Source organism: Salana multivorans (assembly GCF_003751805.1).
GTDB classification, from domain to species: domain Bacteria; phylum Actinomycetota; class Actinomycetes; order Actinomycetales; family Beutenbergiaceae; genus Salana; species Salana multivorans.
In genome coordinates, this window is sequence record NZ_RKHQ01000001.1 from 1745581 (window position 1) to 1768828 (window position 23248).

The window sequence follows — 23248 nt, forward strand, 5'->3', positions numbered from 1 at the left end:
CCATGCAGACGAACGTGCGCGAACGAATCCCCGGGCTGATCCTGCTCATCCTCGCGATGATCTTCTCGATCTTCCCGCTGCTGTCGATGCTCTCGGCCGCCCTCCAGCCGCAGGGCTCGCTCCCGCTCGGCATCTCGTGGCCGAGCGACCCGCAGTGGCACAACTTCGTCGACGCCTGGCGCGTCGCCGAGGTGACGCCGCTACTCGTCTCCAGCGTCATCCTCGTCATCGGGGTCGTGCCGATCGCCGCGCTGTGCGCGACGATGGCCGGCTTCGCGCTCGGCCAGCTCAAGGTGCTGGGCGGCAGCGTCGTGCTGCTCGTCCTCATCTTCGGCCTCACGCTGCCGAAGGAGGCGACGATCGTCCCGCTGTACTACCAGCTCCAGTCGATGGGCCTCATCAACACCCGGCTCGGCCTCATCGTGGTGCTCATCGGCACGTTCATGCCGTTCGCCGCGTACTGGATGCGGGCGCACTTCATCACGATGCCGAAGGAGCTGTCGGAGGCCTCGGCGATCGACGGGGCCAACCGCTGGCAGGACTTCACCCGGATCCAGGTCCCGCTCGCGGTGCCGGCGATCTCCTCGATGTGCCTCCTGCTGTTCCTGTGGACGTGGAACACGTTCCTCCAGGCGATCGTCCTCATCGACGACCCGAGCCAGCGCACCATGGCCGGCGCGCTGCAGAACTTCGTCGGCCAGTACACGACCGACGTCGTGCTGCTCAACGCCGGTTCGCTGCTCATCATGGCGCCGACGATCCTGGTGTTCCTCCTGTTCCAGCGGCACTTCGTCAAGGCCCTCATCTCGGGCGCGGTGAAGGGTTGAGCCTGACGCTCGGGCGCGGTGACGGCGGCGAGACCGTCGTCACCGCGCCCGGCTACGTCCTCGCCGTCGACGGGTCGCGGGCCGTCCTGCGGTCGCGTCCGGAGCACGACGCCGAGGGTCGCGACGGGGCCGGGGACGGGCGTCCCGTCGTCCTCGACCTCACGCTCCTGGCCTCGGTGCACCGGCGCGACGTGCCGGACGAGACCCTGCTCGCGGCCCCCGGGGTCGAGCCGATCGGGGTGCCGGAGGTGGCTCGGGTGACCGGGGGCGACGGTGACGTCGACGCCGTCACGGTGACCCTCGACCTCCCGACCGCGGCCTGGCGACGCAAGACCCTCCACCTCGAGGCGCGCGCCGACGCCGTGCACGTCCGGGTCGTCGTCGAGGGCGACGGCTGGATCACCGACGTCACGCTCGGCGGTGGCCACGTCGTCGGCAGGAACGGCTCGTGCGGTGAGCTGCGCTCGCCCGCGACCTTCGCCTCGGTGTTCTCGCCGGCGGTCGCCGAGCCCGTGCGGGTCGTGCGTCCAGCGTCGGTCCCGGCCGCGCTCGGCATCCTCGGCGACGCGCTGCCCGGCCGGCTGCACGGCGTGTTCTCCCCGCCGCCGCTCGCGTTCGCCTTCTCGCCCGACCCGGCTCCCGACGCGCCGACCGCGACGCCCGACGGGTCCTGGCTCGGCGCCGAGGTGGTCGTCGACGTGGCCGACGCCGGCTTCACCCGGGTGCTCTACGAGCCGCTCGACGGGGGCTGGTGGCTGCGGCTCGCGTACGAGGGACACACGCGCGTCCGTGGGACGTGGAGCTCGCCGACCCTCCGGCTGCGGCCGGCTCGATCCGTCTGGGAGGTCGTCGACGACCTGCGCGCGGTGACGTCGACGGGGTCGGCCGGGTCTCCGGTGGCGGGAGCGCCGACGGCGCCCGACGCCCCCGAGTGGTGGGCGGCGCCCATCCTGTGCGGCTGGGGGAGCCAGTGCGCGCGGGCGGCGCGGGACGCCGAGGCGCCCGCGGCCGACACGGCCGTCACCTCGGTGGCGACGGCCCCGGACCTCGCGCGCCAGGACCTCTACGACGCGTGGCTGGCGCGGGCGCGCGAGCACGGGATCGTGCCTGGGACGATCGTCGTCGACGACCGGTGGCAGGCCGAGTACGGCGCCTGCACCGTCGACGCGGAGAAGTGGCCCGACCTGCGCGGCTGGATCCGTCGGCGGCACGAGGACGGCCAGCGGGTGCTGCTCTGGTTCAAGGCGTGGGACCCCGAGGGCGTCCCCGCGCGCGAGTGCGTCCTGGGGCCCGACGGGACACCCGTCAGCGTCGACCCGTCGAACCCCGACTACCTCGCGCGGCTCGCCCGGATCGTCACCGACCTGCTCTCGCCGGACGGCCTCGATGCCGACGGGTTCAAGGTCGACTTCACCCAGCGCGCCCCGTCGGGCGTCTCGCTCGTCACGTTGGGCGACGGACGCGACGACGGCGGCGTCTGGGGCGTCGCCGCGCTGCACGAGCTGCTGACGACGCTGCACCGCGCGGCCCACCGGGCCAAGCCCGACGCGCTCGTCGTGACGCACGCGCTCGACCCCCGGTTCGCCGACGTCACCGACATGGTGCGGCTCAACGACGTCCTCGAGAGGGACGAGCTGGGTCGGGCGGTGCCGGTCGTCGAGCAGCTCCGGTTCCGCGCGCGGGTGGCGCGGGCGGCGCACTCGGGCCGCCTCGTCGACACCGACCAGTGGCCGATGCCGAGCCGGGCCGAGTGGCGCAGCTACGTCGAGGAGCAGTGGCGGCTCGGCGTCCCGGCGCTGTACTACGTCGAGGCGATGGACCGCTCGGACGAGCTGCTCGACGACGCCGATCTCGCCCTCGTCGCCGACACCTGGCGGCGCTACGGGCGGCTGCGGGCCGGGGGCCGTTCGGGCGAGCGCGGCTGAGGGACCCGCCGCGGTCGCGGGCGCCGGCCGTTCACGTCGCCGTCGACCGCTCCACCCCAAAGGTCCCTCGCGCGGGAGCGCAGGACGAGGCAGGGTGGAGGGGTCAGAGATCGAGACGGTGCCGCCGGGGCGGAGTGCGTGCGTCAGGTGGCGCCCGACACCGAAGGAGACCCCATGTCCACCATGGTTCTGGCCAGCCCCTCCCGCTACGTCCAGGGCGCCGGCGTCCTCGGCTCGCTCGGCGAGCACCTGGCGAAGATCGGGACGTCACCGCTCGTCGTGGCGGACGACCGCGTCTGGGAGCTGGTCGGCTCCACGGTCGCGGAGAGCCTCGAGGCCGCCGGCCTGCCCGTCGTCCGCGTCGGGTTCGGCACCTACGCCACCGCGGCCGCCGTCGACTCGCTCGTCGAGCGGATCACGACGGACGGCCACGACGTCGTCGTCGGGCTCGGGGGCGGGTCGGTCATCGACGCGGCGAAGGCGGCCGGTCACCTCGCCGGCATCCGCTGGGCGTCCGTTCCGACCGCAGCGTCGAGCGACGCGCCCTGCTCGGCGCTGTCGGTCATCTACACCGAGGACGGCGAGTTCGAGGAGTACCGCTTCTTCCCGAGCAACCCGCACCTCGTCCTCATCGACACGGCCGTCGTCGCGCACGCCCCGGCGCGGTTCCTGGTCGGCGGGATCGGCGACGCGCTGGCGACCTGGGTCGAGGCCCGCGCCGTCGCGGCCGGAACCGGCGACACGATGGCCGGGGGTCGGCCGACGGCGACCGGCACCGCGCTGGCGCGCCTGTCCTGGGAGCTGCTGTGGGAGAACGCGCTGCCGGCGCTCGACGCCGTGCGCGCCCGCGTCGTCACCCCCGCGCTGGAGAAGGTCGTCGAGGCGAACACGCTGCTGTCGGGGCTCGGCTTCGAGTCCGGCGGTCTCGCCGCCGCGCACGCCATCCACAACGGGCTCACGGCCGCCCCGCAGACGCACGGCCTCACGCACGGGGAGAAGGTCAACATCGGCACGCTGACGCAGCTCGTGCTCGAGGGCGCCCCGACCGAGGAGATCGAGGACTTCATCGTCTTCACGACGAGGGTCGGCCTGCCGAACACCCTGACCGAGGTCGGTCTGACGCCGGACTCGCCGGAGCTGGCCGCGGTCGCCGCGGCGGCGACCGCGGAGGGCGAGACGATCCACGCGATGCCGTTCCCGGTGTCGGCCGAGCAGGTCGTCTCCGCGCTCAAGGCGATCGAGGGGATCTCGCGCCGGGTTCGCGCCGAGACCGGGCTGCCCGAGCCGGTCGCGTACGTCGCCGGGCACTGAGAGGCGGGGGTCGCCTCGACCCGGTCCTGGTGTGGACACGGCCGCGCCCGTGGCCACCGGGCGGCCGGAGGCGGTGGATCGTCAGTGTTGGTCGCCCGTGGCCACCGGGCCGCCGGGTGGCCGCCTCGACCCGGTCCTGGTGTGGACACGGCCATACCCGTGGGCACCGGGGGACTGGGGCGATGCCGCGACCCGGTCCTGGCGTGTACACGGCCGCGCCCGTGGCCACCGGGCGGCCGGAGGCGGTGGATCGTCAGTGTTGGTCGCCCGGGACCACCGGGTAGCCGGGTGACCGCCTCGACCCGGTCTTGGTGTGGACATGGTCGTCCCCGTGGCTACTGGCGAGCCGGGGGCGGTGGATCGTCAGGGGCGGTCGCCCGTGGCCACCGGGCCGCCGGGTGGCCGCCTCGACCCGGCCCTGGCGTGGACATGGCCGTGCCCGTGGCTACCGGTGGACCGGGGCGACGCCGCGACCCGGCCCTGGCGTGGACACGGCGGTACTCGGCTCGGGCCCGCGAGAGCATGGGGGTGCCGAGAGGAGCCGCCCCATGCCGGACCGACCCGCCGACGAGCGCCGACCCGTCGACGCCCACCGCCCTGCCGCCGACGGTCAGGCCAAGGCCAAGGCCGACCCCTGCCCGTGCCGGAGCCGTCGCCCGTTCGACGAGTGCTGCGGGCCAGTCCTCGCCGGCGCGGCCACCCCTCCGACGGCCGAGGCGCTCATGCGGTCGCGGTTCACCGCCTACGCCCGCGGCGACGTCGACCACGTCCTGCGCACCTGGCATCCCCGCACACGCCCGGCCGACCTGGTGCTCGACGACGACCTCGCGTGGGTCGCGCTCCAGATCGTGAGCGCGACGGACGGCGGGCCGGACGGCCCGGTCGGCACGGTGCACTTCCGCGCGTCGTACCGGAGCCCGACCGGTCGCGGCGTCCTGGAGGAGACCAGCCGGTTCGAGCGGGTCGACGGCGAGTGGCGCTACGTCGACGGTGACGTCCGGTAGCGCGGGTCGCCTCTCGAGCAGCCCGCCGTGCCCACCCGCGCCGTCGCGCCCGTCCACCCCCAGGGCGGCTCCCGCGCGGTCGCGCCCGTCGCCCCCGTCGACGCCCGTCGACCCCGACGGAAACCGGGTGCCGAACCGATGACGCGGACGCGCGTCGATTTCAGCAGCCGCCGACCCTGCAACAAGACCTCGATCAATCCCCGCGTCCAGCGACCATCCAGCAGGCATAGCGCGGCAAACCACCAGTTCAGGACTGCAACAGCCCTCACTCCGTGACCAAACTGTGATGGTCGTCGAATCGATTCGGCGGTTGCGGACGCGCGTCGACTATGGGCTATATAGCCCTCAGCGCTCCTCACCGAGCAGCTGTCGGGGCCAGGGTTTCTGGACTCCGACGTCATCCCCATAGTCGTGGAGGTAATTCATGACCACATCGGTTTCCCGCTCGCGTGCGCGGCGCGGGGCAGCCCTTGCGGCCGTCGGCGCGCTCGCGCTCGTCCTTGGTGCCTGCGGCACCGACAACGGCGGCGGAGGTGGCGACTCGACCACCGGTGGCAGCGACGGCACGGACGGTGGCGGTACCGCCGAGTCCGCCATCGACTGCTCCGTGTTCGACGAGTTCGGCGACCTCGACGGCACGTCCGTCTCGGTGTACACGTCGATCGTCGAGCCGGAGTCGGACCAGCAGATCGAGTCCTACAAGCCGTTCGAGGACTGCACCGGCGTCACGGTCGACTACGAGGGGTCCCGCGAGTTCGAGGCGCAGCTCCTGGTCCGCATCCAGGCCGGCACGGCGCCGGACATCGCGTACCTGCCGCAGCCCGGTCTCCTCAACACGATCGTGACGACGTACCCGGACGCGCTCGTCCCGGCGCCCGACGCGACCTCGAAGAACGTCGACGAGTTCTTCGCCGAGGCGTGGAAGGGCTACGGCACGGTCGACGGCACGTTCTACGCCGCACCGCTCGGCGCCAACGCCAAGTCGTTCGTCTGGTACTCGCCCTCGATGTTCGCGGACGCGGGCTACGAGGTCCCCGAGACCTGGACCGACATGATCACGCTCTCGCAGACGATCGCGGACAAGGCCAAGACCGACGGCACGGCCATGCCGTGGTGCGCCGGCATCGAGTCCGGTGACGCGACCGGCTGGCCGGCGACGGACTGGATCGAGGACGTCGTGCTCCGCACGGCGGGCCCGGACGTCTACCGCCAGTGGTACACGCACGAGATCCCGTTCAACGACCCGCAGATCGTCAAGGCGTTCGACACCGCCGGTGAGATCCTCCAGAACCCCGACTTCGTCAACGCGGGCCTCGGTGGGGTCGACTCGATCGCCACGACGTCGTGGACGACGGCCGGCTACGGCATCCTCGACCAGGCGTGCTGGATGCACCGCGCCGCCAACTTCTACGCGACGCAGTGGCCCGAGGGCACCGTCGTCGCGCCGGACGGCGACGTGTGGGCGTTCTACCTGCCGACCGACCAGACGGACATCAAGCCGGTCCTCGGTGGCGCCGAGTTCGTCGCCGCCTTCAACGACCGTCCCGAGGTCCAGGCCTTCCAGACCTACCTGTCCTCGGCCGACTGGGCCAACCAGAAGGCCATCGCGACGCCGGGCGGCGGCTGGGTGAGCGCCAACAACGGCCTCGACCCGGACAACCTGGCCTCCGAGTTCGACAAGCTGGCGTGGGAGGTCCTGGCCGACCCGAACACGGTGCTCGAGTTCGACGGCTCCGACCTCATGCCCGGCGAGGTGGGCGCGGGGACGTTCTGGACGGGCATGGTGAACTGGTTCACCGGCCAGTCGACGCAGCAGGTCGTCGACGCGATCGAGGCGTCCTGGCCGAAGGGCTGATCGGCCCGCCAGCGCCTCACAGCAGTGCGGGGGTCCACCCGAGGCATCGGGTGGGCCCCCGCCGCTACGCGGCTGCGGCGTGCGGGTCGCCGCGTCGAGCCGCTCGCGTCACCCACGACCCGATCTCTCAACCGCGACGGCGGGCATCGTTGCCCGTCGTCAGAAGGGGGTCCTGATGGACTGGTTGCTCACCCCCAGCACGACCGGCGGAAAGCTCCTCGTGATGGCCTTGGCCATCGTGGCGTTCGTCGTCGTGATGGGTCTCATTCTGTTCCTCGTCGATCGACCCAAGCGCATCCCCGGCTGGCTCGTCGCCGCCGCGTTCGCGGGTCCGGCGCTCATCCTCGTCACCGTCGGGCTCGTCTACCCCGGCATCCTGACCGTCATCAACTCGTTCAAGGACAAGACCGGCCGCACCTGGGTCGGCCTCGACAACTACGCGCAGACGTTCGGCACGTCCGACCTTCAGCTCGTCCTGCGCAACACCGCGCTGTGGGTCATCCTCGTCCCGATCATCGCGACGGTGATCGGCCTGATCTACGCCGTCCTGGTCGACCGCACCCGGTTCGAGAAGCTCGCCAAGGCGCTCGTCTTCCTGCCGATGGCGATCTCGATGGTCGGCGCGTCGATCATCTGGAAGTTCGTCTACGAGTTCAAGCCGAACCAGCCCGGCGTCAAGCAGACGGGCCTGCTCAACCAGGTCATCGTGTGGCTCGGCGGCGAGCCGCAGCAGTTCCTCTCGACGCAGCCGTGGAACACGTTCTTCCTCATCGTCGTGATGATCTGGATCCAGACCGGGTTCGCGATGACGGTGCTGTCCGCGTCGATCAAGGCGATCCCGGACGACATCATCGAGGCGGCTCGGCTCGACGGCCTCAAGGGCATCGGCATGTTCCGCTACATCACGGTCCCGTCGATCCGGCCGGCCCTCGTCGTCGTCATCACGACGATCGCCATGGGCACGCTCAAGGTCTTCGACGTCGTCCGCACGATGACCGGTGGGCAGTTCGGGACCTCCGTGGTCGCGAACGAGTTCTACACACAGCAGTTCCGGCAGGCCAACCAGGGCCTCGCGGCCGCGCTCGCCGTCATCCTGTTCGTTCTCGTCATCCCGATCGTCATCTACAACGTCGGGCAGATGCGCAAGGTGGAGGAGATCCGATGAGCGAGTCTGCAGTCGTGGAGCCGCTGCGTAGCGGCGGCCGGCGTCGGCGCGGGGCGGCGGTCGGCGAGCGCGCCGAGTCGGCCGCGTCGAGGCTGTCGTCGCCGTGGGCGTCCGGGATCGCGATCGTCATCGCGATCCTGTGGACGGTGCCGTCGTTCGGCCTGCTCGTCACGTCCTTCCGGCCACAGGTCGAGCTCTCCCGCTCGGGCTGGTGGCTCGGGCTGACCGGGCCGTTCACGCTGGACAACTACGAGGCGGCCCTGTCCGGGTCCGGTGGCCTCGGCAAGTTCTTCATCAACTCGATCGTCATCACGCTGCCGGCGGTGCTCATCCCGATCGCCATCGCGCTGCTCGCGGCCTACGCGTTCGCGTGGATCGAGTTCCCCGGGCGCAACGTCCTGTTCGTCGCGATCTTCGCGCTCCAGGTCGTGCCGATCCAGGTGGCGCTCGTCCCGCTGCTCAAGGCCTACAACCAGGCGGGGATCGGCGGGTCCTTCTGGACGGTGTGGATCTCCCACGCCATGTTCGGGCTGCCGCTGGCGATCTTCCTGCTGCACAACTTCATGAAGGACATCCCGCCGGCGCTCGTCGAGGCCGCGCGGGTGGACGGCGCCGGGCACGTGAAGATCTTCTTCCAGGTACTCCTGCCGCTGCTGGTCCCGGCGATCGCGTCGTTCGGGATCTTCCAGTTCCTGTGGGTGTGGAACGACCTGCTCGTCGGGCTCACGTTCACCAACACGGAGTCGCGGCCGATCACGGTGGCGATCGCCGAGCTCGCCGGCTCGCGCGGGGGGCAGTGGCACCTGCTCACCGCGGGCGCGTTCATCTCGATGATCGTCCCGATCGTCGTGTTCATCGCGCTGCAGCGCTACTTCGTGCGCGGTCTCCTCGCGGGTTCCGTCAAGGGGTAGTCGCCGAGCGCGACCCCGCGCGGTCCGAGACGACCCCCGTGCCCTAGCTGCACGGGGGTCGTCCCGCGTCTCGGGGTGGGGCGGTCGGACGGCGAGGGCCTGCCGGGAGCTCCAGGTCGGAGCGCGCCGGGAACGAGGCCGGCGTCAGGGGCCGACGATGCGCTGGAAGCCACCCAGATCCGCGAGGGCCTGCCCGTCGACGGGCAGCACGTCCGTCAGGCCGTGGGCGCGGATCACCACGGCCGCCCACTGGGCACGCGAGACGGCGACGTTGAGCCGGTTCCGGTCGAGGAGGAAGCCGAGCCCGCGCGCCACCTCCGCGCCCGAGGAGGCCGCGAGCGTCACGACGGCGACGACCGCCTCCTGCCCCTGGAACCGGTCGACCGTCCCCACGCGGACCGCGTCGAGGCGCGCCGCGTCGAGCATCGAGCGCACGAGCGACACCTGGGCGTTGTACGGCGCGACGACGAGCACGTCGTCCTGCCCGAGCGGTCGCTCGCGTGACCCGGCGGGGGAGGCGGGGTCCGTCCACGCGCGCCCGAGCAGGTCCCGCACGACGCGCACGACCTCGGCCGCCTCCTCGGGCGAGGCTGTCGCGTTGCCGTGGTGGTCGAGCACGATCGAGTGCACCCCGGGCGCGAGCCCCGCGAGCGAGCGCGTGTCCGTGACCGGCGCCGAGCCGAGCCGCCCGTCGTAGGACAGCTCCGACACGGCCCGGGTGAGCGCCGAGTGCATCCGCCAGGACCGCTCGAGGAAGTACCCGCGGTCCGCCGGCAGCGTGCGCGACCCGCCAGCCACCCACTCCAGCGCCGAGCTGTCGACCGGCTCGGCGTGCACGCCCTGCGTCACCTGCGGGAGCTGCTGCGGGTCGCCGAGGAGCAGCAGGCGCAGCGCCGAGGTCGAGGCCGCGACCGCGTTTGCCAGGGCGAGCTGGCCGGCCTCGTCGACGACGAGGAGGTCGAGCTGCTTCTCGCCGACCCGGCGGCGGTTGGTCAGGTCCCAGAGCGTCCCGCCGAGCACGCAGCCGTCGCGGTAGCGCTCGAGGAACGCCGCCTGCTCGCCCTGCCGCAGCACCGTCCAGGCGCGCTCGGGCTCCCCGCGCACGTACTTCGCCACGCGCTCCGGGGGCACGCCGGCGCCTGTGACGATCTCGTCGAGCAGGTGCTCGACGACGGCGTGCGACTGGGCGACGACGCCGACGCGCCACCCGTGCTCCCGCACGAGCGCGCCGATGACGCGGGCGCCGACGTACGTCTTGCCCGTCCCCGGCGGACCCTGGACGGCGAGCACCGAGCGGTCGAGGGCCGCCGTCGCCGCGGTGATCGCCGGGACGGGGTCGGCCGGGTCGGCGACGGGCAGCTCCGTCAGGCCCGACGCTGCCGACAGCCGCGGCAGCGCCCGACGCAGCAGATCGAGCCCCGCGTCCGGCCCGAGCTCGCCCCTGGCCTCGGCCACCCGCTCCGCCAGCGACACGATCGCCCGGTGGATGTTCGTCGTCGGGATGGGCGCGCCCGGGACGACCGCGACCGGCAGCGCGTCACCGACCCGCGCGACGAACGCGGCCGGGGCCGACTCCTCCAGCACCAGCGTCGCCACGTCCCCGTCCGTCGACGCCTCCGTGGCGCGCGCGGTCGTCGTGAGGTGGAGGGCGCCGGCCTCGGGTGCGATCCCCGGCACGTCCTGAGCGCGGTAGAGCAGGACGATGTCGCCCCAGCTCTCCGGCGTCGTGCCCGCCCCGAGGGTTCCGCGCACGCGCAGCTCACGCGCGAAACGCGTCCGCCGGGGCTCCCACGGACCCGCCGTCGTCCCCCGGGCCGGGCCACCCGGGGCCACGCCGCCGTCGAGGGCTGGGTCGCCCGCGGCCGCGCCGCCGTCGAGCGTCAGGACGTCGCGCTGGTCGGCCCAGTAGTCGACGGGGAAGGCGAGCCGCTCGCCGTGCGCGCGCCAGTAGGGCAGCTCCTCGCGCTGGTGGTACTCGAGCGCGGCGCCGAGGAGTGCGAGGGCCTCGTGGTCGGCGTCGCGCGGCGCGGGCCCGGCCGCCGTGGCGAGCTGCCAGGCGAGGTGCCGCGTCGTGCGCCGGAGCGGGAACGGGAAGGTGCGCGGCGTCCCGTCCACGTCGTCCTCCTCCACGAGCGAGGACAGCGCGGGCGCACGCCGTCCGGCCGCGGGGGCGAGCGAGCGCAGCCACTCCAGGAGTCGCTTGGTCGAGACGCAGTCGAGCCGGTTGTACTCCTCGATCCGTCCGAGGAGCTCGTCGGCGCGCGCCGCCTCGTCGGGCGTTCCGGCCGCCCGGGCCGCGCACGCGGCGGCATAGACCTCGGTCGAGGCCGCGCCGTCGGCGAGACCGTCGGCGTCGCGCGTCCCGAGGTAGAGCGGCTCGAGCGACTTGAGCCCGTAGGAGGGCTGGGAGATCGCGAGCGTGTGCCGGACGACGGGGTAGAGATCGACGAAGACGCCGTCCCGCAGGAGCGCCGCGACCTCCCCGCGACCCACGTCGTGCCGCTCGGCCAGCCGCGTCAGCGCTTGGGGCTCATAGGCGGCGAAGTGGTAGACGTGCAGGTCGGGGTGGGCGCGACGGCGTTCGCGCAAGTAGGCGAGGAAGTCCTCGAGCGCCTGCTTCTCGGCGGCGCGGTCGTGCGCCCAGAACGCGAGGTAGTCCTCGCGGGCGTCGACGAGCCCGAACAGGTACTCCAGGCCGCCCTCGATCGCACCCGACTCCGTCCACAGGGGATCGCCCTCGAAGTCGAAGAACAGGTCGCCCTCGCTCGGTGCGGGCAGGAGCGAGAGGAGGTGGGCGTCGATCACCTCGTGCTCGACGAGCGTTCCGGGCGCCCCGGCGCGCTCGCCGTTGGCCTGGGTCAGCGCCTCGCGCGCGAGCTGGCCGCGCTGCAGCCGCGCCTGGCGGACGAGCCGCTCCTGCACCGCCGGCTTGAGCGTCGGCAGGGGGCGCGTGAGCGTGGCGAGGTCGTCGATCGTGCGGACGCCCTCGGCCCACAGGCGCGTGCGCGTCAGCGTGCGGATGCCGTGGACGAGCGCGACGTCCCGCGTCAGCTCCACCTCCGGCCGGCAGGCGGCGCACCGGCCGCACGCGCGTCGCAGCACCTCGACGCCGGAGGACAGCTCGGCGAGGACGGCCAGCTCGGCCGGCTCGCCGAGCGGGTCGCCCCACTCGGCCCACGACGCCGGCCCCGCCAGCCCCTGGTGCGCGTCGAGCAGGGCCTCCACCGCGACGCGCTCCGCGCGGAACACCTCGATGAGGTCGGCGAGCCGGTGACCCGTCCGGGTGCCCGAGCCGTGGTGGATGACCACCTCGGGCGCGACCTCGAAGCCGAGCGCGAGGAGCTGGTCGGCGTACGCCGCGAGCTGCAGGAGGGCCGAGGCGCGCGAACGCTCGGTGAGCTTCGTGTCGACCACCTGCCACCGGTATCGCGGGGTCGCGTCGTCGCTCCCCGCGACGTCCTCGCGGACGAGGAAGTCGGCGCGCCCGGACAGGCGCCCGTCGAAGAACGTCGCCTGGAACACCACGTCCGCGCCGTCGCGCAGCGCCGCGATCGTCTCCTCGCGGTCGGTGCCGAGGCCGTCCCGGTAGCGGCGCCGGCGCTCGTCGTCCGTCTCCCCGTCGACCGGCGCGGACGCCTGACCGATGACGGCGACGCCGCCCGGCGCCCCGGGGACGTGCAGCCCGAACCGCTCGACGTACGCCGCGAGCACCCGCTCCTCGTGCGCCTCCCCGAGCCGGGCCGCGCGGCGCATCATCGGGTCGTCCGGCTCCTGGAGCTCCGGGGCGCGACCGAGCTTGGCGTCGAGCGTGCGCAGCAGCAGGTAGGGGCACCGCGCGGACTCGATGTCCGTCGGCGAGTAGACGATCGGCGACGCGACGTCGGCGGGGTCGAGGAGGAACACGTGAGCACGGTATCCCCGGACACCGACATCGGCCCGAGCCCCTGTGGACGGCGCCCGTCGTCGCCCCCGACGTCTTTGCCTGCACTCATGGTCGAGTTCGGCGGCCCTATACGTTGCTTTTCACCGGTTTGGGCAGTCATGCTGGCCGACATGACCTCCCCAGAGCCGGGCGCGGGTTCCCCGACTCCGGAGGAACTCACCGGCGCCCCCAGCACGAACGGTGCCCCCGACCCGCTGGCCGCGGCGAGTACCGCGAGCCCCCGCCGCGTCCCCGAGCACGTCCCGGACTCCCCGAACCTGCCCGACCCCACCCCCAACCCGAGCGCCGAGGGGCTGCGGACGGCCGCGTCGTCCGCCGACGTCCGGCGCTGGCGCGGCTACCTCACCGCCGAGCGCGCCGAGGCGGCGGTCTACCGCGACCTCGCCAGCCGCCGCGAGGGCGAGGAGCGCGACATCCTCCTCGCGCTCGCCGAGGCCGAGAAGCGGCACGAGCGGCACTGGCTCGACCTCCTCGGGCCCGCGGGCGCCAAGCCCACCCGTCTGCCGATCCGCACCCGCGTCCTCGGCTGGTTCGCCCGCCGGTTCGGCTCCGTCTTCGTCCTCGCCCTGGTCCAGCGCGCCGAGACCCGGTCGGAGTACGCGACCGAGCGTGACGCCACGCCCCAGATGGTCGCGGACGAGCGCATCCACGCCGAGGTCGTCCGGACGCTGGCGGCCCGCGGGCGGGCCTCGATGTCGGGCGGCTTCCGCGCCGCCGTCTTCGGGATGAACGACGGTCTCGTCTCCAACCTCGCTCTCGTCCTCGGGATCGGTGCGACGGGGGTCGCCCCCGGCGTCGTCCTCGTCACCGGTCTGGCCGGCCTCCTGGCCGGCGCGCTCTCGATGGGTGCGGGCGAGTACGTGAGCGTCCGGTCCCAGCGCGAGCTGCTCGAGGCGTCGACCCCCGACCCGCTCGCCCGCACGATGTACCCCCACCTCGACATCGACGACAACGAGCTCGCCCTCGTCTACCGCGCGCGCGGCGAGTCGCCGCAGGACGCCCGCATCCACGCCGAGCGCTCGATCCGCAACTACCGGCCCGACGCGGTCCAGCCGCGTCACCTCACCGGTGAGTACGAGGAGATCGGCTCGCCGTGGACCGCGGCGTTCTCCAGCTTCGGCCTGTTCGCTGCCGGGGCGATCATCCCGGTGCTGCCCTACCTGTTCGGCATGTCGGGACTGCCGGCGGTGTTCCTCGCCGCCGGGCTGGTCGGTGTCGCGCTGCTCGTGACGGGCGGGATCGTCGGCATCCTCTCCGGCGGTCCGCCGCTGCGCCGCGGCCTGCGTCAGCTCGCGATCGGCTGGGGTGCCGCCGCCGTCACCTACCTGCTCGGCCTCGCCTTCGGGACGACCGTCACCTGACGACGCGGCGGCCCGCGGTCTCGGTCAGCGGAATCGCGAGACGACGGAGCGATCCCGCCCGCGGCTGAACTAGCGTGCTGGGGTGCCCCGATTGCTCGTCGACACCCGCCCGCTGCGGGCGTCGCCGGCGTACGCGCGGCTGTGGTGGGGGCTCGGGCTCTCCCAGATCGGCGCGCAGGTCACGGTCATGGCCGTCGGGCTGGAGGTCTACCACCTCACCGGCTCGACGTTCGCGGTCGGGCTGCTCGGGATCTTCGCCCTCGTCCCGACGATCCTGCTCGGCCTGTACGGCGGCGCGCTCGCCGACGCGTTCGACCGGAAGAAGGTCGCGCTGGCCGCGGCGGGCGTCACCGTCGTCGGCACCGGCGGTCTCGTGCTGCACTCGATCCTCGGGCTCACCTCGACGGTCGTCCTCTACGTGCTCGCGGCCGTCACGGCGGCGGGGGCCTCGATGTCGGCGCCCGTGCGGATGGCGATCATCCCGCGGCTCGTCGGGAACGACCTGCTGCCGGCGGCGAACGCGCTCGGGACGATGACGGGGTCGATCGCGCTCACGGTCGGACCGATGCTCGGCGGCTTCCTCGCGGCGTTCGTCGGCTACGGCTGGACCTACACGGTCGACCTCGCCCTGTTCATGTTCGCGCTCTACGCGCTGGTCCGACTGCCGCCGATGCCGCCCGAGCGGGCCACCGTCGGGCACCACACGAACGACGCCGGTGACGCGGGTGACGTGAGTGAGGTCGCCGACGCGGCCGACGAGCCCAGCCGGCGGGTCGGGTTCCGGGCGGTGTGGGAGGGGTTCCGGTTCCTCGCCGACCGGCCGAACATCCGGATGACGTTCGTGCTCGACATCGTCGCCATGGTGACGGCGATGCCGCGCGTGCTCTTCCCCGCGGTCGGTGCCGTCCTCATCGGGGGCGGCGAGACGACGGCCGGGCAGCTCACCGCCGCCATCGCGATCGGCTCGCTGCTGGCCAGCGCGTTCTCCGGCGGCCTTACGCGGGTGCGTCGGCAGGGCGTCGCGATCGTCGTGGCCATCGTGGCGTTCGGCCTGTGCACGAGCGCGTTCGGCATCGTGCTGCTCCTGCTCGGGCGGTCCTCGGGCGAGCGGCCGGGGGTCGTGGTGTGGGGGCTCGTCGTCGGCGGGCTGTGCCTCGTGGGTGCCGGTGCGTGCGACGCGATCTCCGCCGTGTTCCGCCAGACCGTGCTCCAGGCCGCGACGCCGGACCACCTGCGCGGGCGGCTGCAGGGGATCTTCATCGTCGTCGTCACCGGTGGGCCGCGGCTCGGCGACCTCGTGCTCGGCGGTTCGGCCGAGCGGTTCGGCGAGGCGCTGACGGCGTTCGGCGGCGGGCTCGCCTGCGTCGCGATCGTGCTCGCGCTCGCGGCCTGGCAGCGGGGCTTCCTGCGCTACGACGCGCGGCACCCGACGCCCTGACGGCTCGCCCCGACGACCCGCGAGGACGGCCCGCGGCGACGACCCGCGGGGTGCCGGGAACACCCCCGCTGCTGACAGCCGCTCCGCCCTGGGCAGCGTGGACCTGCTCGCCCGGCGACCCGGCGTCAGGATCGCCACATGAGCGAGACCTCCTCCCCTCCCGTGTTCTCCGAGTCCGTCCGGCGCGAGCTGTTCGAGCGCCGGGTCCTGGTGCTCGACGGCCCCCTCGACGACGACAACGGAACGCTGCTCGCCACCCAGCTCGTCGCGCTCGCCGCCGCAGACCCGGTGAGCGACATCGCGCTGTGGATCCACTCACCGGGCGGGTCGGTCCCCGCGATGCTGGCCATCCGCGACCTCATCCGACTCGTCCCCAACGACGTCTCGACGCTCGCGCTCGGCATCGCCTACAGCGCGGGGCAGTTCCTCCTGACCTCGGGCACGCCGGGCAAGCGCCGGGCGCTGCCGCACGCCCGCGTCCTCATGCACCAGGGCTCGGCCGGCATCGGCGGCTCGACCGTCGACGTCGAGCTCCAGGCCGACGACCTGCGGCACACCCGCGACACGGTCCTGCGGCTGACCAGCGAGGACACCGGCCAGCCGGTCGAGAGGGTCTACGAGGACTCCCTGCACGACCACTGGTACACGGCCCAGGAGGCGAGGGAGTACGGCTTCGTCGACGCGATCGTGACGAGCTTCGACGAGGTCGTGCCGCCCGTCACCGGTCGGACGGCCGGCTTCGGGGTGTCAACGGCGCCGGCGGCTGCGCGGGGCGGTGACGTGGCATGAGCGGCAGCTACACGATCCCCAACGTCCTGTCCCGCGACCCGCGCGGCGACCGGATCATGGACGTCTACTCCCACCTGCTGACCGAGCGGATCATCTACCTCGGCACGGCGATCGACGCGGGTGTCGCGAACACCGTCATCGCGCAGCTGCTCCACCTGGAGTCCGCGAGCCCCGACACCGAGATCCAGGTCTACATCAACTCCGACGGCGGCGATCCCAGCGCGATGCTGGCGATCTACGACACCATTCGGTACGTCCGCTCCGACGTCGCGACCACGTGCGTCGGCCAGGCGGTCGGCGTCGGCGCCGTGCTCCTGGCCTCGGGAACGGCCGGCCGGAGATCGGCCCTCCCGCACGCGCGCGTCGTCCTGCACCAGCCGAGCAGCTCCGGCCGCCGCGGGACGATCCCCGACCTCATCCTCCAGGCCGACGAGGCCGTGCGGATCCGCGCCGAGCTCGAGCTGGTCCTCGCCCGGCACACCGGTCAGGACGTGGAGCGGCTCCGGGCGGACACCGACCACGACCGGGTCTTCACCGCGGCCGAGGCGGTGTCGTACGGACTGCTCGACCACGTCATCGAGCAGCGGTGAGCTGCGACGCCGGTGTCCTCGAGGCTAGGCCGCGAGGAGGAACGCGCCGGGGGAGGACGACGGCGCCTGCTGCGTCCGGGCGCGCAGCCGCGTCGTGTACGTCGTGTCGGGGTGCGTCGCAGTGAGCCGGGCCGCGTCGCGTCGCCGGTCCTCCTCGCGCAGGGTCGTCGCGACCGAGCCGGCCAGGTCGCCGAGCGAGAGGCCGAGGGCGCCCGCGACCGCGTCGATCATCTCGGAGGACGGGTCCTTGACCCCGCGCTCGATCTCCGACAGGTACTGCGGTGAGATGCCGGCGCTGGCGGCCGTGTCGCCGAGGGTCTCGCCGCGCTCCCGTCGCCGTCGCCGGAGCTCCTCACCGAGCAGGTGACGCCACAGCGGCAGGGGGCGCGGGTCGCGTCGCGGTGCGGCGGTCGTCGTGCTGGGGGCGGTCGACTCGTGCGGTGCTCCGGCCATACGCGATGGTAGCCAGCGCCGGTGACCCGCGGCCCGCCCCTCTGCTCACAGCAGAGCGCACGCGGGCAGGGTGTCCGCTCTCTGCGGATCCGCGCACCGGCCACCACCTCGCCTCGAGCGTTGCGCCGCCGTCACCTGCGGCGACACCGGACCTCGCCGGATGAGGTCGCGTCCGATCCGCGGAGAGCGGACGGTTCCCGAACGGCACCCGCCTCACCAGCCGCGGGCGATCCACTCCTCGACGTCGGCGGCCTCGCGACCGACGCTCGTGCTCGGGCCGTGCCCGGGGTGGACGGGCGTCGCGGGCGGCAGCGTGAGGATGCGGTCGCGGATCGAGGCGATGATCGTGGGGAAGCTCGAGTAGTCCCAGCGCGTCGCCCCCGGCCCGCCCTCGAACAGGGTGTCGCCGCTCAGCACGGCGAGCGGCGGGTTGACGTCGACGACGTCGTGCTCCGCGCTGTCGTCCGTCAGGTCGGGCCACACGACGGCGACGCACGCGCCCGGCGTGTGGCCGGGAGTGTGGCGCACCTCGACCACGCCGTCGGAGACCGCGATGACGGTGAGGTCGCGGCCGTCGGTGAGGTCGCCGTCGGGCGTCGCGTCCGGGTGCGCGACGTCCCAGAGGAAGCGGTCGGCGGGATGCAGCAGCACGGGCGCGCCGGTCAGGTCGCGCAACCGGGGCGCCGCACCGACGTGGTCGCCGTGCCCGTGGGTGAGCACGATCGCCACGACGGTCCGGTCCCCGACGGCCTCGGCGATCGCGTCGGCGTCGTGGGAGGCATCGATCACGACGCACTCGCCGCCCGAGCCACGCGGGTCGCCGACGATCCAGACGTTGTTCGTGAAGCCGGGGTCACCGGCGGCGGGGATGACGACGCGCTCGATCTCCATGACCTCAGCATGCCCGCACAGGCTGTCCACAGGTCTCCCAGGCGTCCGGCCAAGGTGTGGTGTTCACAGTGTCGACATGACGCCTTCCCCCGCCTCACCCTTCCGGTTCCCCGTGCGCGGCAGGATCGGTGCCCGCGCCGCTGCCACCGTGACCGCCGCCGCGCTCGTCCTCGGCGGCTGCGCGGTCGGCCAGCAGACGGGCCAGACGGAAGCCGCCTCCGCGTCGTCCGCCGCCGCCGCGACCGCTGGCACGGTCTGGGACGCGAGCTCCGTGCACACGATCGAGGTCGAGATCGACCCCGACGTGCTCGCCGGGCTGCTCGCGACGTACGAGGACTCCTCGGCCAAGGACTGGGCGAGCGCCACCGTGACGATCGACGGGCAGACGTTCGAGAACGTCGGCATCAAGCTCAAGGGCAACTCCTCGCTCCAGGGCGTGACGGCCGAGTCCGACCCGACGTCGCTGCCGTGGCGGATCCGGCTCGACAAGTACGTCGACGGGCAGAGTCTCGACGGCTACACCGACTTCGCCGTGCGACCGAACGGCTCGGAGTCCTCCTTCAACGAGGCGGTCGCGCTCGACCTGCTGGCCGATGCCGGGCTCGCGACGGAGAAGGCGGTGGCGACGGCGTTCTCGGTCAACGGCGACGACGCGGTCCTGCGCCTCACGGTCCAGAACCTCGACGAGGCGTGGGTGGCGGACGAGTTCCCCGACGCCGGGGAGGACTCGGTGCTCTACAAGATCGAGTCGACGGCGAGCTGGTCCTACCTGGGCGACGACGCGGACTACTCGGAGTCGTTCGAGGTCAAGGCCGGGCCCGACGACTATGCGCCGCTGGCCGAGCTGCTCGACCTCCTGGCGAACGGCTCGGAGGAGGAGCTGGCCGAGCGGCTGCCCGAGCTGGTGGACCTCGACTCGTTCGCGACCTATCTCGCCCTCGAGGAGCTGATGGGCAACTTCGACACGATCGACGGACCGGGGAACAACGGCTACCTGTTCTGGGACTCGGAGACGCGGATGTTCACGGTGGTCGCCTGGGACCACGACCGCGCGTTCGGCGTCCAGCTCGGGGGCGGAGGCGCGGGGGGTGCCGGTGGCTTCCCCGGCGGCGCGCCCGGCGGAGCCGCCGACGGCGCCGACGGGACGGACGGGGCCGCCGGCGGGCCCGACGGCGCCGCGGGTGGACGACCGGGCGGGATGGAGCCGCCGGGCGGCATGCAGCTTCCCGACGGCGCCGAGCTTCCCGACGGGGTCCAGCCGCCCGAGGGTTTCGAGCCTCCGACCGGGGTCGACGGCGAGGCGCCCGGGACGGGCTTCGGCGGCACGGCACCGGGTGGCGGCATGGGCGGTGGCAGCGCACTCGCGACCGCGATGGAGAGCAGCGAGGAGTGGTCGGCGCTCATCGAGGAGAAGAAGGCCGAGCTGACGACCTCGCTCCTCGACTCCGGCGTGCTCGCCGCCTCGGTCGAGGCCTGGTTCGCGGCCGTGGCGCCGTCGGGCCTCGTCGCCGAGGAGACGCTGCGGTCCGAGGCCGACGCGATCATCGCCTACGAGGACGGACGCGGCAGCTCCGAGGCCTCGGGCATGGCCGGCGGTGGTCGTCAGCAGGACGGTCAGCGTCCCGGCGACGTGCCGAGCCCGGGCGGAGCCGACGGCTCGGGCACCGACGAGTCCGCTGGGACGAGCGACGTGACGTCGTCGGCCGTCGGCGCCGCCTGAGATCCGGCGCCGCCTGAGATCCGGCGACGCCTGAGATCCGGCGACGCCGCCGACCGAGCTCACCGCTCGGACGACACCGACGCCGAGCGAGCCGACGGTGCGGGGCCGGCCGCTGGGACACCGAGCGGGCCGCCCGGCCGAGCCGAGTGGGTCGGCCGGACGGATCGACGACGCCGGGCGAGCCCGAGACGCGGCGCAAGCCCGGTGACACCGGGCGAACCCGACGACGCCGAGCGAGCGGACGGTCCACCGGGCCGGGCCCGGTGACGCGGTCCGTCAGGCGGTGGTCGCCAGCGCGTAGCGCACGGCGTCGGCGGCCGCCTGCGGCGTGAGTCGCCGGGTCGAGCGGACCGCGACGTGGCTGGGAGTGTTGTCGACCAGGTCGCCGTCGGTCGCGACCTCGATGCCCCACGAGCGGGGCTTGTCGAGCGGACGCTCGCGATCGGTGCGCGAGGTCGTCCGGCCGCGGTCGACCAGGAGGAAGACGCGACGGCCGTCGTCGAGGAACGCGACCGGCACCGGGCGGGCGAACGCGTCGGGCGAGGACATCTCGCCGCGCACGATGGCGGCGACGAGGGCCTCGGTCTCGCGGACGGCGCGGGCGGTCTCGGCATCGCGTGCCGGGAAGGCCTGGTCGATGGTGTGGTTGTCGAAGTGAGAGATGGACATGGGTACTGCTCCTTGATCGAGTGACCCGGTCTCGGGCCGCGGCGGCGCGCTCTCGTTGCGCGCCCGGCCGCTGGCGGGGGCCGGGGTCGCGCGGCTGCTGCCCCAAGGGTGGGACGCTGCCGCAGGCGAACAGTCAACTCTACAGCATGCTCCGTGCGATGTCACGTGGTTGATGGCCGTCAGGGGAGTCGAGCGGCCCCGGTTCGCCTTGAGCGAACCCGACTCAACTTTGACTGGCACTCGTCGGGCGAGAGTGCTAGAACTGTGGGTGTGAGCGGGACCGAACCCGGTCCCCCCGACCTGAAGGAGTGGAGACATGGCACGCACGTACGACCCGTTCCGTGAGCTCGACCGACTCATGGGCCAGATGCTCACCGCCGAGCGCGCGAGCACCCAGATGCCGATGGACCTGTACCGGTCCGGTGACCACTACGTCCTGGCGATGGACCTGCCCGGGGCCGACCCCGGCAGCATCGACGTCAACGTCGAGGACCGCACCCTGACGATCCGCGCTCAGCGGACGACCCCCGAGACCGGCGACGTCCAGTGGCTGGCCAAGGAGCGCCCGTCGGGCACGTACGCCCGCCAGCTCACCGTCGGTCGCGGCCTCGCCCTCGACCAGATCAGCGCCTCCTACAGCGACGGCGTCCTCACGCTCACCATCCCGGTGGCGCAGGAGGCCAAGCCGCGCCGGATCGAGGTCCAGCACGGCGCCCCGACGACCGTGCTCGCCGCGGCGACGGACGCGGAGAACGCCGGAGCCGTCGCCGGCGAGAGCCGGCCCGTCGAGGTCGCCGCCGGCTGATCCGCGGCCGGCTGATCCGGCGCCGTCGTCCGCCGCGGGAGCGACGGCACGGGGCAGACGCAACGGGTCGGGCCCGCACTCGCGCGAGTGCAGGCCCGACCCGTCCGTGCTGAGCCTCTGCGCCGCGGCGCCGGCTCGGTCAGACCGCCTCGTCCGCGGGGACCGAGGCGGGCGACGCCGGCTCCTGGTGGGTGCCGCGCCACCGCGCGATCCACCGCATCGCGTGGTAGATCGCGAGCGCGCCGAACGAGCCGAGCGCGATGCCCTCGAACGTGAGCGCACCCCAGCCCCAGGTGAAGTTGGCGATGCCGACGATGAGCGCGACGGCGGCCGTCGTGAGGTTCACCGGGTCGGCGAAGTCGACCTTGTTCTGCACCCAGATGCGCGCGCCGAGGATGCCGATCATGCCGTAGAGCACGGTGCCGGCGCCGCCGAGCACGCCCCCGGGGATCGTCGCGATGAGCGCACCGAACTTGGGCGAGAGCGAGAGCAGGAACGCCGTGATCGCCGCGACGAGGTAGGCGGCCGTCGAGTAGACGCGCGTGGCCGCCATGACGCCGATGTTCTCGGCGTAGGTCGTCGTGCCGGACCCGCCGCCAGCGCCGGCGAGGGTCGTGGCGAGGCCGTCGGCGAACAGGGCGCGCCCGGTCATGGGGTCGAGGTCCTCGCCGGTCATCGCGGCGACGGACTTGAGGTGGCCGATGTTCTCGGCGATGAGGACGAGGACGACGGGGACGAACAGCCCGAGCACGGCCACGGAGAACTGCGGCGTCTGGAAGTGCGGCAGCCCGACCCAGCCGGCCTCGCGGACGAGGTCGAAGCTGACCTCGCCCCGGACGAGCGCGCAGGCGTAGCCGACGAGGACGCCGAGCAGGATCGACAGCCGCCCGAGGATGCCCTTGAACAGGACCGTCGCGAGGATGACGGCGAGGATCGTGACGATCGCCGTCACGGGCGCGACCTGCACGTTGTTCCACGCGGCCGGCGCGAGGTTGAAGCCGATGAGCATGACGATCGTGCCCGTGAGGATCGGCGGCATCACCCGGTCGATCCAGGAGTGCCCGATCCAGTTGACCAGCAGCCCGACGAGGGCGAGCAGCACGCCCGCCACCACGACGCCGCCGAGCGCCACCGCCATCCCACCCTGCTCGTTCGCCGCCGCGATCGGCGCGATGAACGCGAAGCTCGAGCCGAGGTAGCTCGGCACGCGACCGCGCGTGATGAGCAGGAACAGGAAGGTGCCGATGCCCGAGAAGAACAGCGTCGTCGCCGGCGGGAGGCCCGTGATGAGCGGCACGAGGAAGGTCGCTCCGAACATGGCGACGACGTGCTGCATCCCGATGCCGATGGTGCGCGGCCAGCTCAGGCGCTGGTGCGGCCCGACCACCTGCCCGCCCGCGATGTGACGGCCGTCGCCGTAGAGGTTCCAGGAGAAGATGCCCGGGCGGGTGCCCCACGGGGGCGTTGTCTGCTGCGACATGGCGGTGTCCTTCGGGTCGATGGCCGAGAACACCCTAGTGATCCCCGACCCCGCCGCGTCGCTCGTTCCGGCCCGCCGCGCCGATCCGGGTGGGACGCGGGCGACGGCGGT

General features: G+C 73.2%; 18 protein-coding genes. 13 read left to right on the plus strand and 5 right to left on the minus strand.

Annotated elements, in window-relative coordinates; genetic code table 11:
* Nucleotides 1-2 precede the first annotated feature (2 nt).
* The 7 genes from EDD28_RS07615 (at nt 3) to EDD28_RS07645 (ending at nt 8998) form a co-directional block, all read left to right on the plus strand.
* Entirely contained in the window at nt 3-827 is an 825-nt protein-coding gene (locus EDD28_RS07615) for a carbohydrate ABC transporter permease (RefSeq protein ID WP_123739055.1), read from the plus strand.
* Entirely contained in the window at nt 824-2752 is a 1929-nt protein-coding gene (locus tag EDD28_RS07620; RefSeq protein WP_123739056.1) for an alpha-amylase family protein, read from the plus strand. Before EDD28_RS07615 ends, EDD28_RS07620 begins: the two co-directional genes overlap by 4 nt.
* Before the next feature lie 174 nt (nt 2753-2926).
* Nucleotides 2927-4063: a glycerol dehydrogenase gene (locus tag EDD28_RS07625; RefSeq protein ID WP_123739057.1), complete on the plus strand. Its 1137-nt coding sequence runs from the start codon at nt 2927-2929 to the stop codon at nt 4061-4063.
* Between the two features lie 548 nt (nt 4064-4611).
* Nucleotides 4612-5067, plus strand: a complete 456-nt coding sequence (locus EDD28_RS07630) for a YchJ family protein (RefSeq protein WP_123739058.1) — start codon at nt 4612-4614, stop codon at nt 5065-5067.
* A gap of 424 nt (nt 5068-5491) precedes the next feature.
* Nucleotides 5492-6922 carry an ABC transporter substrate-binding protein gene (locus EDD28_RS07635; protein ID WP_123739059.1) on the plus strand — a complete coding sequence of 477 codons (1431 nt, stop codon included), beginning with the start codon at nt 5492-5494 and terminating at the stop codon, nt 6920-6922.
* A gap of 175 nt (nt 6923-7097) precedes the next feature.
* Nucleotides 7098-8087 carry a carbohydrate ABC transporter permease gene (locus EDD28_RS07640; protein WP_123739060.1) on the plus strand — a complete coding sequence of 330 codons (990 nt, stop codon included), beginning with the start codon at nt 7098-7100 and terminating at the stop codon, nt 8085-8087.
* The gene (locus EDD28_RS07645) at nt 8084-8998 is read left to right on the plus strand and encodes a carbohydrate ABC transporter permease (protein ID WP_123739061.1); all 915 of its coding nucleotides are present in this window, start codon (nt 8084-8086) and stop codon (nt 8996-8998) included. The genes EDD28_RS07640 and EDD28_RS07645 overlap by 4 nt, the downstream gene beginning before the upstream one ends.
* Before the next feature lie 144 nt (nt 8999-9142).
* Here the strand turns inward: EDD28_RS07645 and EDD28_RS07650 are convergent, their stop codons facing one another.
* The gene (locus tag EDD28_RS07650; protein WP_123739062.1) at nt 9143-12901 is read right to left on the minus strand and encodes a TM0106 family RecB-like putative nuclease; all 3759 of its coding nucleotides are present in this window, start codon (nt 12899-12901) and stop codon (nt 9143-9145) included.
* Nucleotides 12902-13051: 150 nt separating this feature from the next.
* Between EDD28_RS07650 and EDD28_RS07655 the strand changes: the two genes are divergently transcribed.
* The 4 genes from EDD28_RS07655 (at nt 13052) to EDD28_RS07670 (ending at nt 17119) form a co-directional block, all read left to right on the plus strand.
* Nucleotides 13052-14302: a VIT1/CCC1 transporter family protein gene (locus EDD28_RS07655; protein WP_123740000.1), complete on the plus strand. Its 1251-nt coding sequence runs from the start codon at nt 13052-13054 to the stop codon at nt 14300-14302.
* Nucleotides 14303-14384: 82 nt separating this feature from the next.
* Nucleotides 14385-15740, plus strand: coding sequence for an MFS transporter (locus EDD28_RS07660; RefSeq protein WP_123739063.1), 1356 nt, complete (start codon nt 14385-14387; stop codon nt 15738-15740).
* 138 nt (nt 15741-15878) lie between these two features.
* On the plus strand, nt 15879-16529 hold the full coding sequence (locus tag EDD28_RS07665) for a ClpP family protease (RefSeq protein WP_123739064.1): 651 nt from the start codon (nt 15879-15881) through the stop codon (nt 16527-16529).
* On the plus strand, nt 16526-17119 hold the full coding sequence (locus tag EDD28_RS07670) for a ClpP family protease (protein WP_123739065.1): 594 nt from the start codon (nt 16526-16528) through the stop codon (nt 17117-17119). Before EDD28_RS07665 ends, EDD28_RS07670 begins: the two co-directional genes overlap by 4 nt.
* Nucleotides 17120-17143: 24 nt before the next feature.
* Here the strand turns inward: EDD28_RS07670 and EDD28_RS07675 are convergent, their stop codons facing one another.
* Entirely contained in the window at nt 17144-17572 is a 429-nt protein-coding gene (locus EDD28_RS07675; protein ID WP_123739066.1) for a helix-turn-helix domain-containing protein, read from the minus strand.
* A 213-nt stretch (nt 17573-17785) separates the two neighbouring features.
* Nucleotides 17786-18463: an MBL fold metallo-hydrolase gene (locus tag EDD28_RS07680; protein WP_123739067.1), complete on the minus strand. Its 678-nt coding sequence runs from the start codon at nt 18461-18463 to the stop codon at nt 17786-17788.
* Between the two features lie 76 nt (nt 18464-18539).
* On the opposite strand from EDD28_RS07680, the gene EDD28_RS07685 reads away from it, so the two are divergent.
* Nucleotides 18540-20183, plus strand: coding sequence for a CotH kinase family protein (locus EDD28_RS07685; RefSeq protein WP_148059568.1), 1644 nt, complete (start codon nt 18540-18542; stop codon nt 20181-20183).
* Nucleotides 20184-20459: 276 nt separating this feature from the next.
* Here the strand turns inward: EDD28_RS07685 and EDD28_RS07690 are convergent, their stop codons facing one another.
* Nucleotides 20460-20852 (minus strand): hypothetical protein, encoded by a 393-nt coding sequence (locus EDD28_RS07690; protein ID WP_123739069.1) that lies wholly within the window; start codon nt 20850-20852, stop codon nt 20460-20462.
* 316 nt (nt 20853-21168) lie between these two features.
* Here EDD28_RS07690 and EDD28_RS07695 point away from each other — a divergent pair, with 316 nt between their 5' ends.
* Nucleotides 21169-21657: an Hsp20/alpha crystallin family protein gene (locus EDD28_RS07695; RefSeq protein WP_123739070.1), complete on the plus strand. Its 489-nt coding sequence runs from the start codon at nt 21169-21171 to the stop codon at nt 21655-21657.
* 139 nt (nt 21658-21796) lie between these two features.
* Here EDD28_RS07695 and EDD28_RS07700 read toward each other — a convergent pair whose 3' ends face one another.
* Nucleotides 21797-23137, minus strand: a complete 1341-nt coding sequence (locus EDD28_RS07700) for a uracil-xanthine permease family protein (RefSeq protein ID WP_123740001.1) — start codon at nt 23135-23137, stop codon at nt 21797-21799.
* Nucleotides 23138-23248: the final 111 nt, after the last annotated feature.

What these genes read in the sequence shown, in the direction of transcription:
- EDD28_RS07615 (WP_123739055.1), top strand. Translation starts at nt 3, where the DNA reads ATGCAGACGAACGTGCGCGAACGAATCCCCGGGCTGATCCTGCTCATC.
- EDD28_RS07625 (WP_123739057.1), top strand. Translation starts at nt 2,927, where the DNA reads ATGTCCACCATGGTTCTGGCCAGCCCCTCCCGCTACGTCCAGGGCGCC.
- EDD28_RS07630 (WP_123739058.1), top strand. Translation starts at nt 4,612, where the DNA reads ATGCCGGACCGACCCGCCGACGAGCGCCGACCCGTCGACGCCCACCGC.
- EDD28_RS07635 (WP_123739059.1), top strand. Translation starts at nt 5,492, where the DNA reads ATGACCACATCGGTTTCCCGCTCGCGTGCGCGGCGCGGGGCAGCCCTT.
- EDD28_RS07640 (WP_123739060.1), top strand. Translation starts at nt 7,098, where the DNA reads ATGGACTGGTTGCTCACCCCCAGCACGACCGGCGGAAAGCTCCTCGTG.
- EDD28_RS07645 (WP_123739061.1), top strand. Translation starts at nt 8,084, where the DNA reads ATGAGCGAGTCTGCAGTCGTGGAGCCGCTGCGTAGCGGCGGCCGGCGT.
- EDD28_RS07655 (WP_123740000.1), top strand. Translation starts at nt 13,052, where the DNA reads ATGACCTCCCCAGAGCCGGGCGCGGGTTCCCCGACTCCGGAGGAACTC.
- EDD28_RS07665 (WP_123739064.1), top strand. Translation starts at nt 15,879, where the DNA reads ATGAGCGAGACCTCCTCCCCTCCCGTGTTCTCCGAGTCCGTCCGGCGC.
- EDD28_RS07670 (WP_123739065.1), top strand. Translation starts at nt 16,526, where the DNA reads ATGAGCGGCAGCTACACGATCCCCAACGTCCTGTCCCGCGACCCGCGC.
- EDD28_RS07675 (WP_123739066.1), bottom strand. Translation starts at nt 17,572, where the DNA reads ATGGCCGGAGCACCGCACGAGTCGACCGCCCCCAGCACGACGACCGCC.
- EDD28_RS07680 (WP_123739067.1), bottom strand. Translation starts at nt 18,463, where the DNA reads ATGGAGATCGAGCGCGTCGTCATCCCCGCCGCCGGTGACCCCGGCTTC.
- EDD28_RS07685 (WP_148059568.1), top strand. Translation starts at nt 18,540, where the DNA reads ATGACGCCTTCCCCCGCCTCACCCTTCCGGTTCCCCGTGCGCGGCAGG.
- EDD28_RS07690 (WP_123739069.1), bottom strand. Translation starts at nt 20,852, where the DNA reads ATGTCCATCTCTCACTTCGACAACCACACCATCGACCAGGCCTTCCCG.
- EDD28_RS07695 (WP_123739070.1), top strand. Translation starts at nt 21,169, where the DNA reads ATGGCACGCACGTACGACCCGTTCCGTGAGCTCGACCGACTCATGGGC.
- EDD28_RS07700 (WP_123740001.1), bottom strand. Translation starts at nt 23,137, where the DNA reads ATGTCGCAGCAGACAACGCCCCCGTGGGGCACCCGCCCGGGCATCTTC.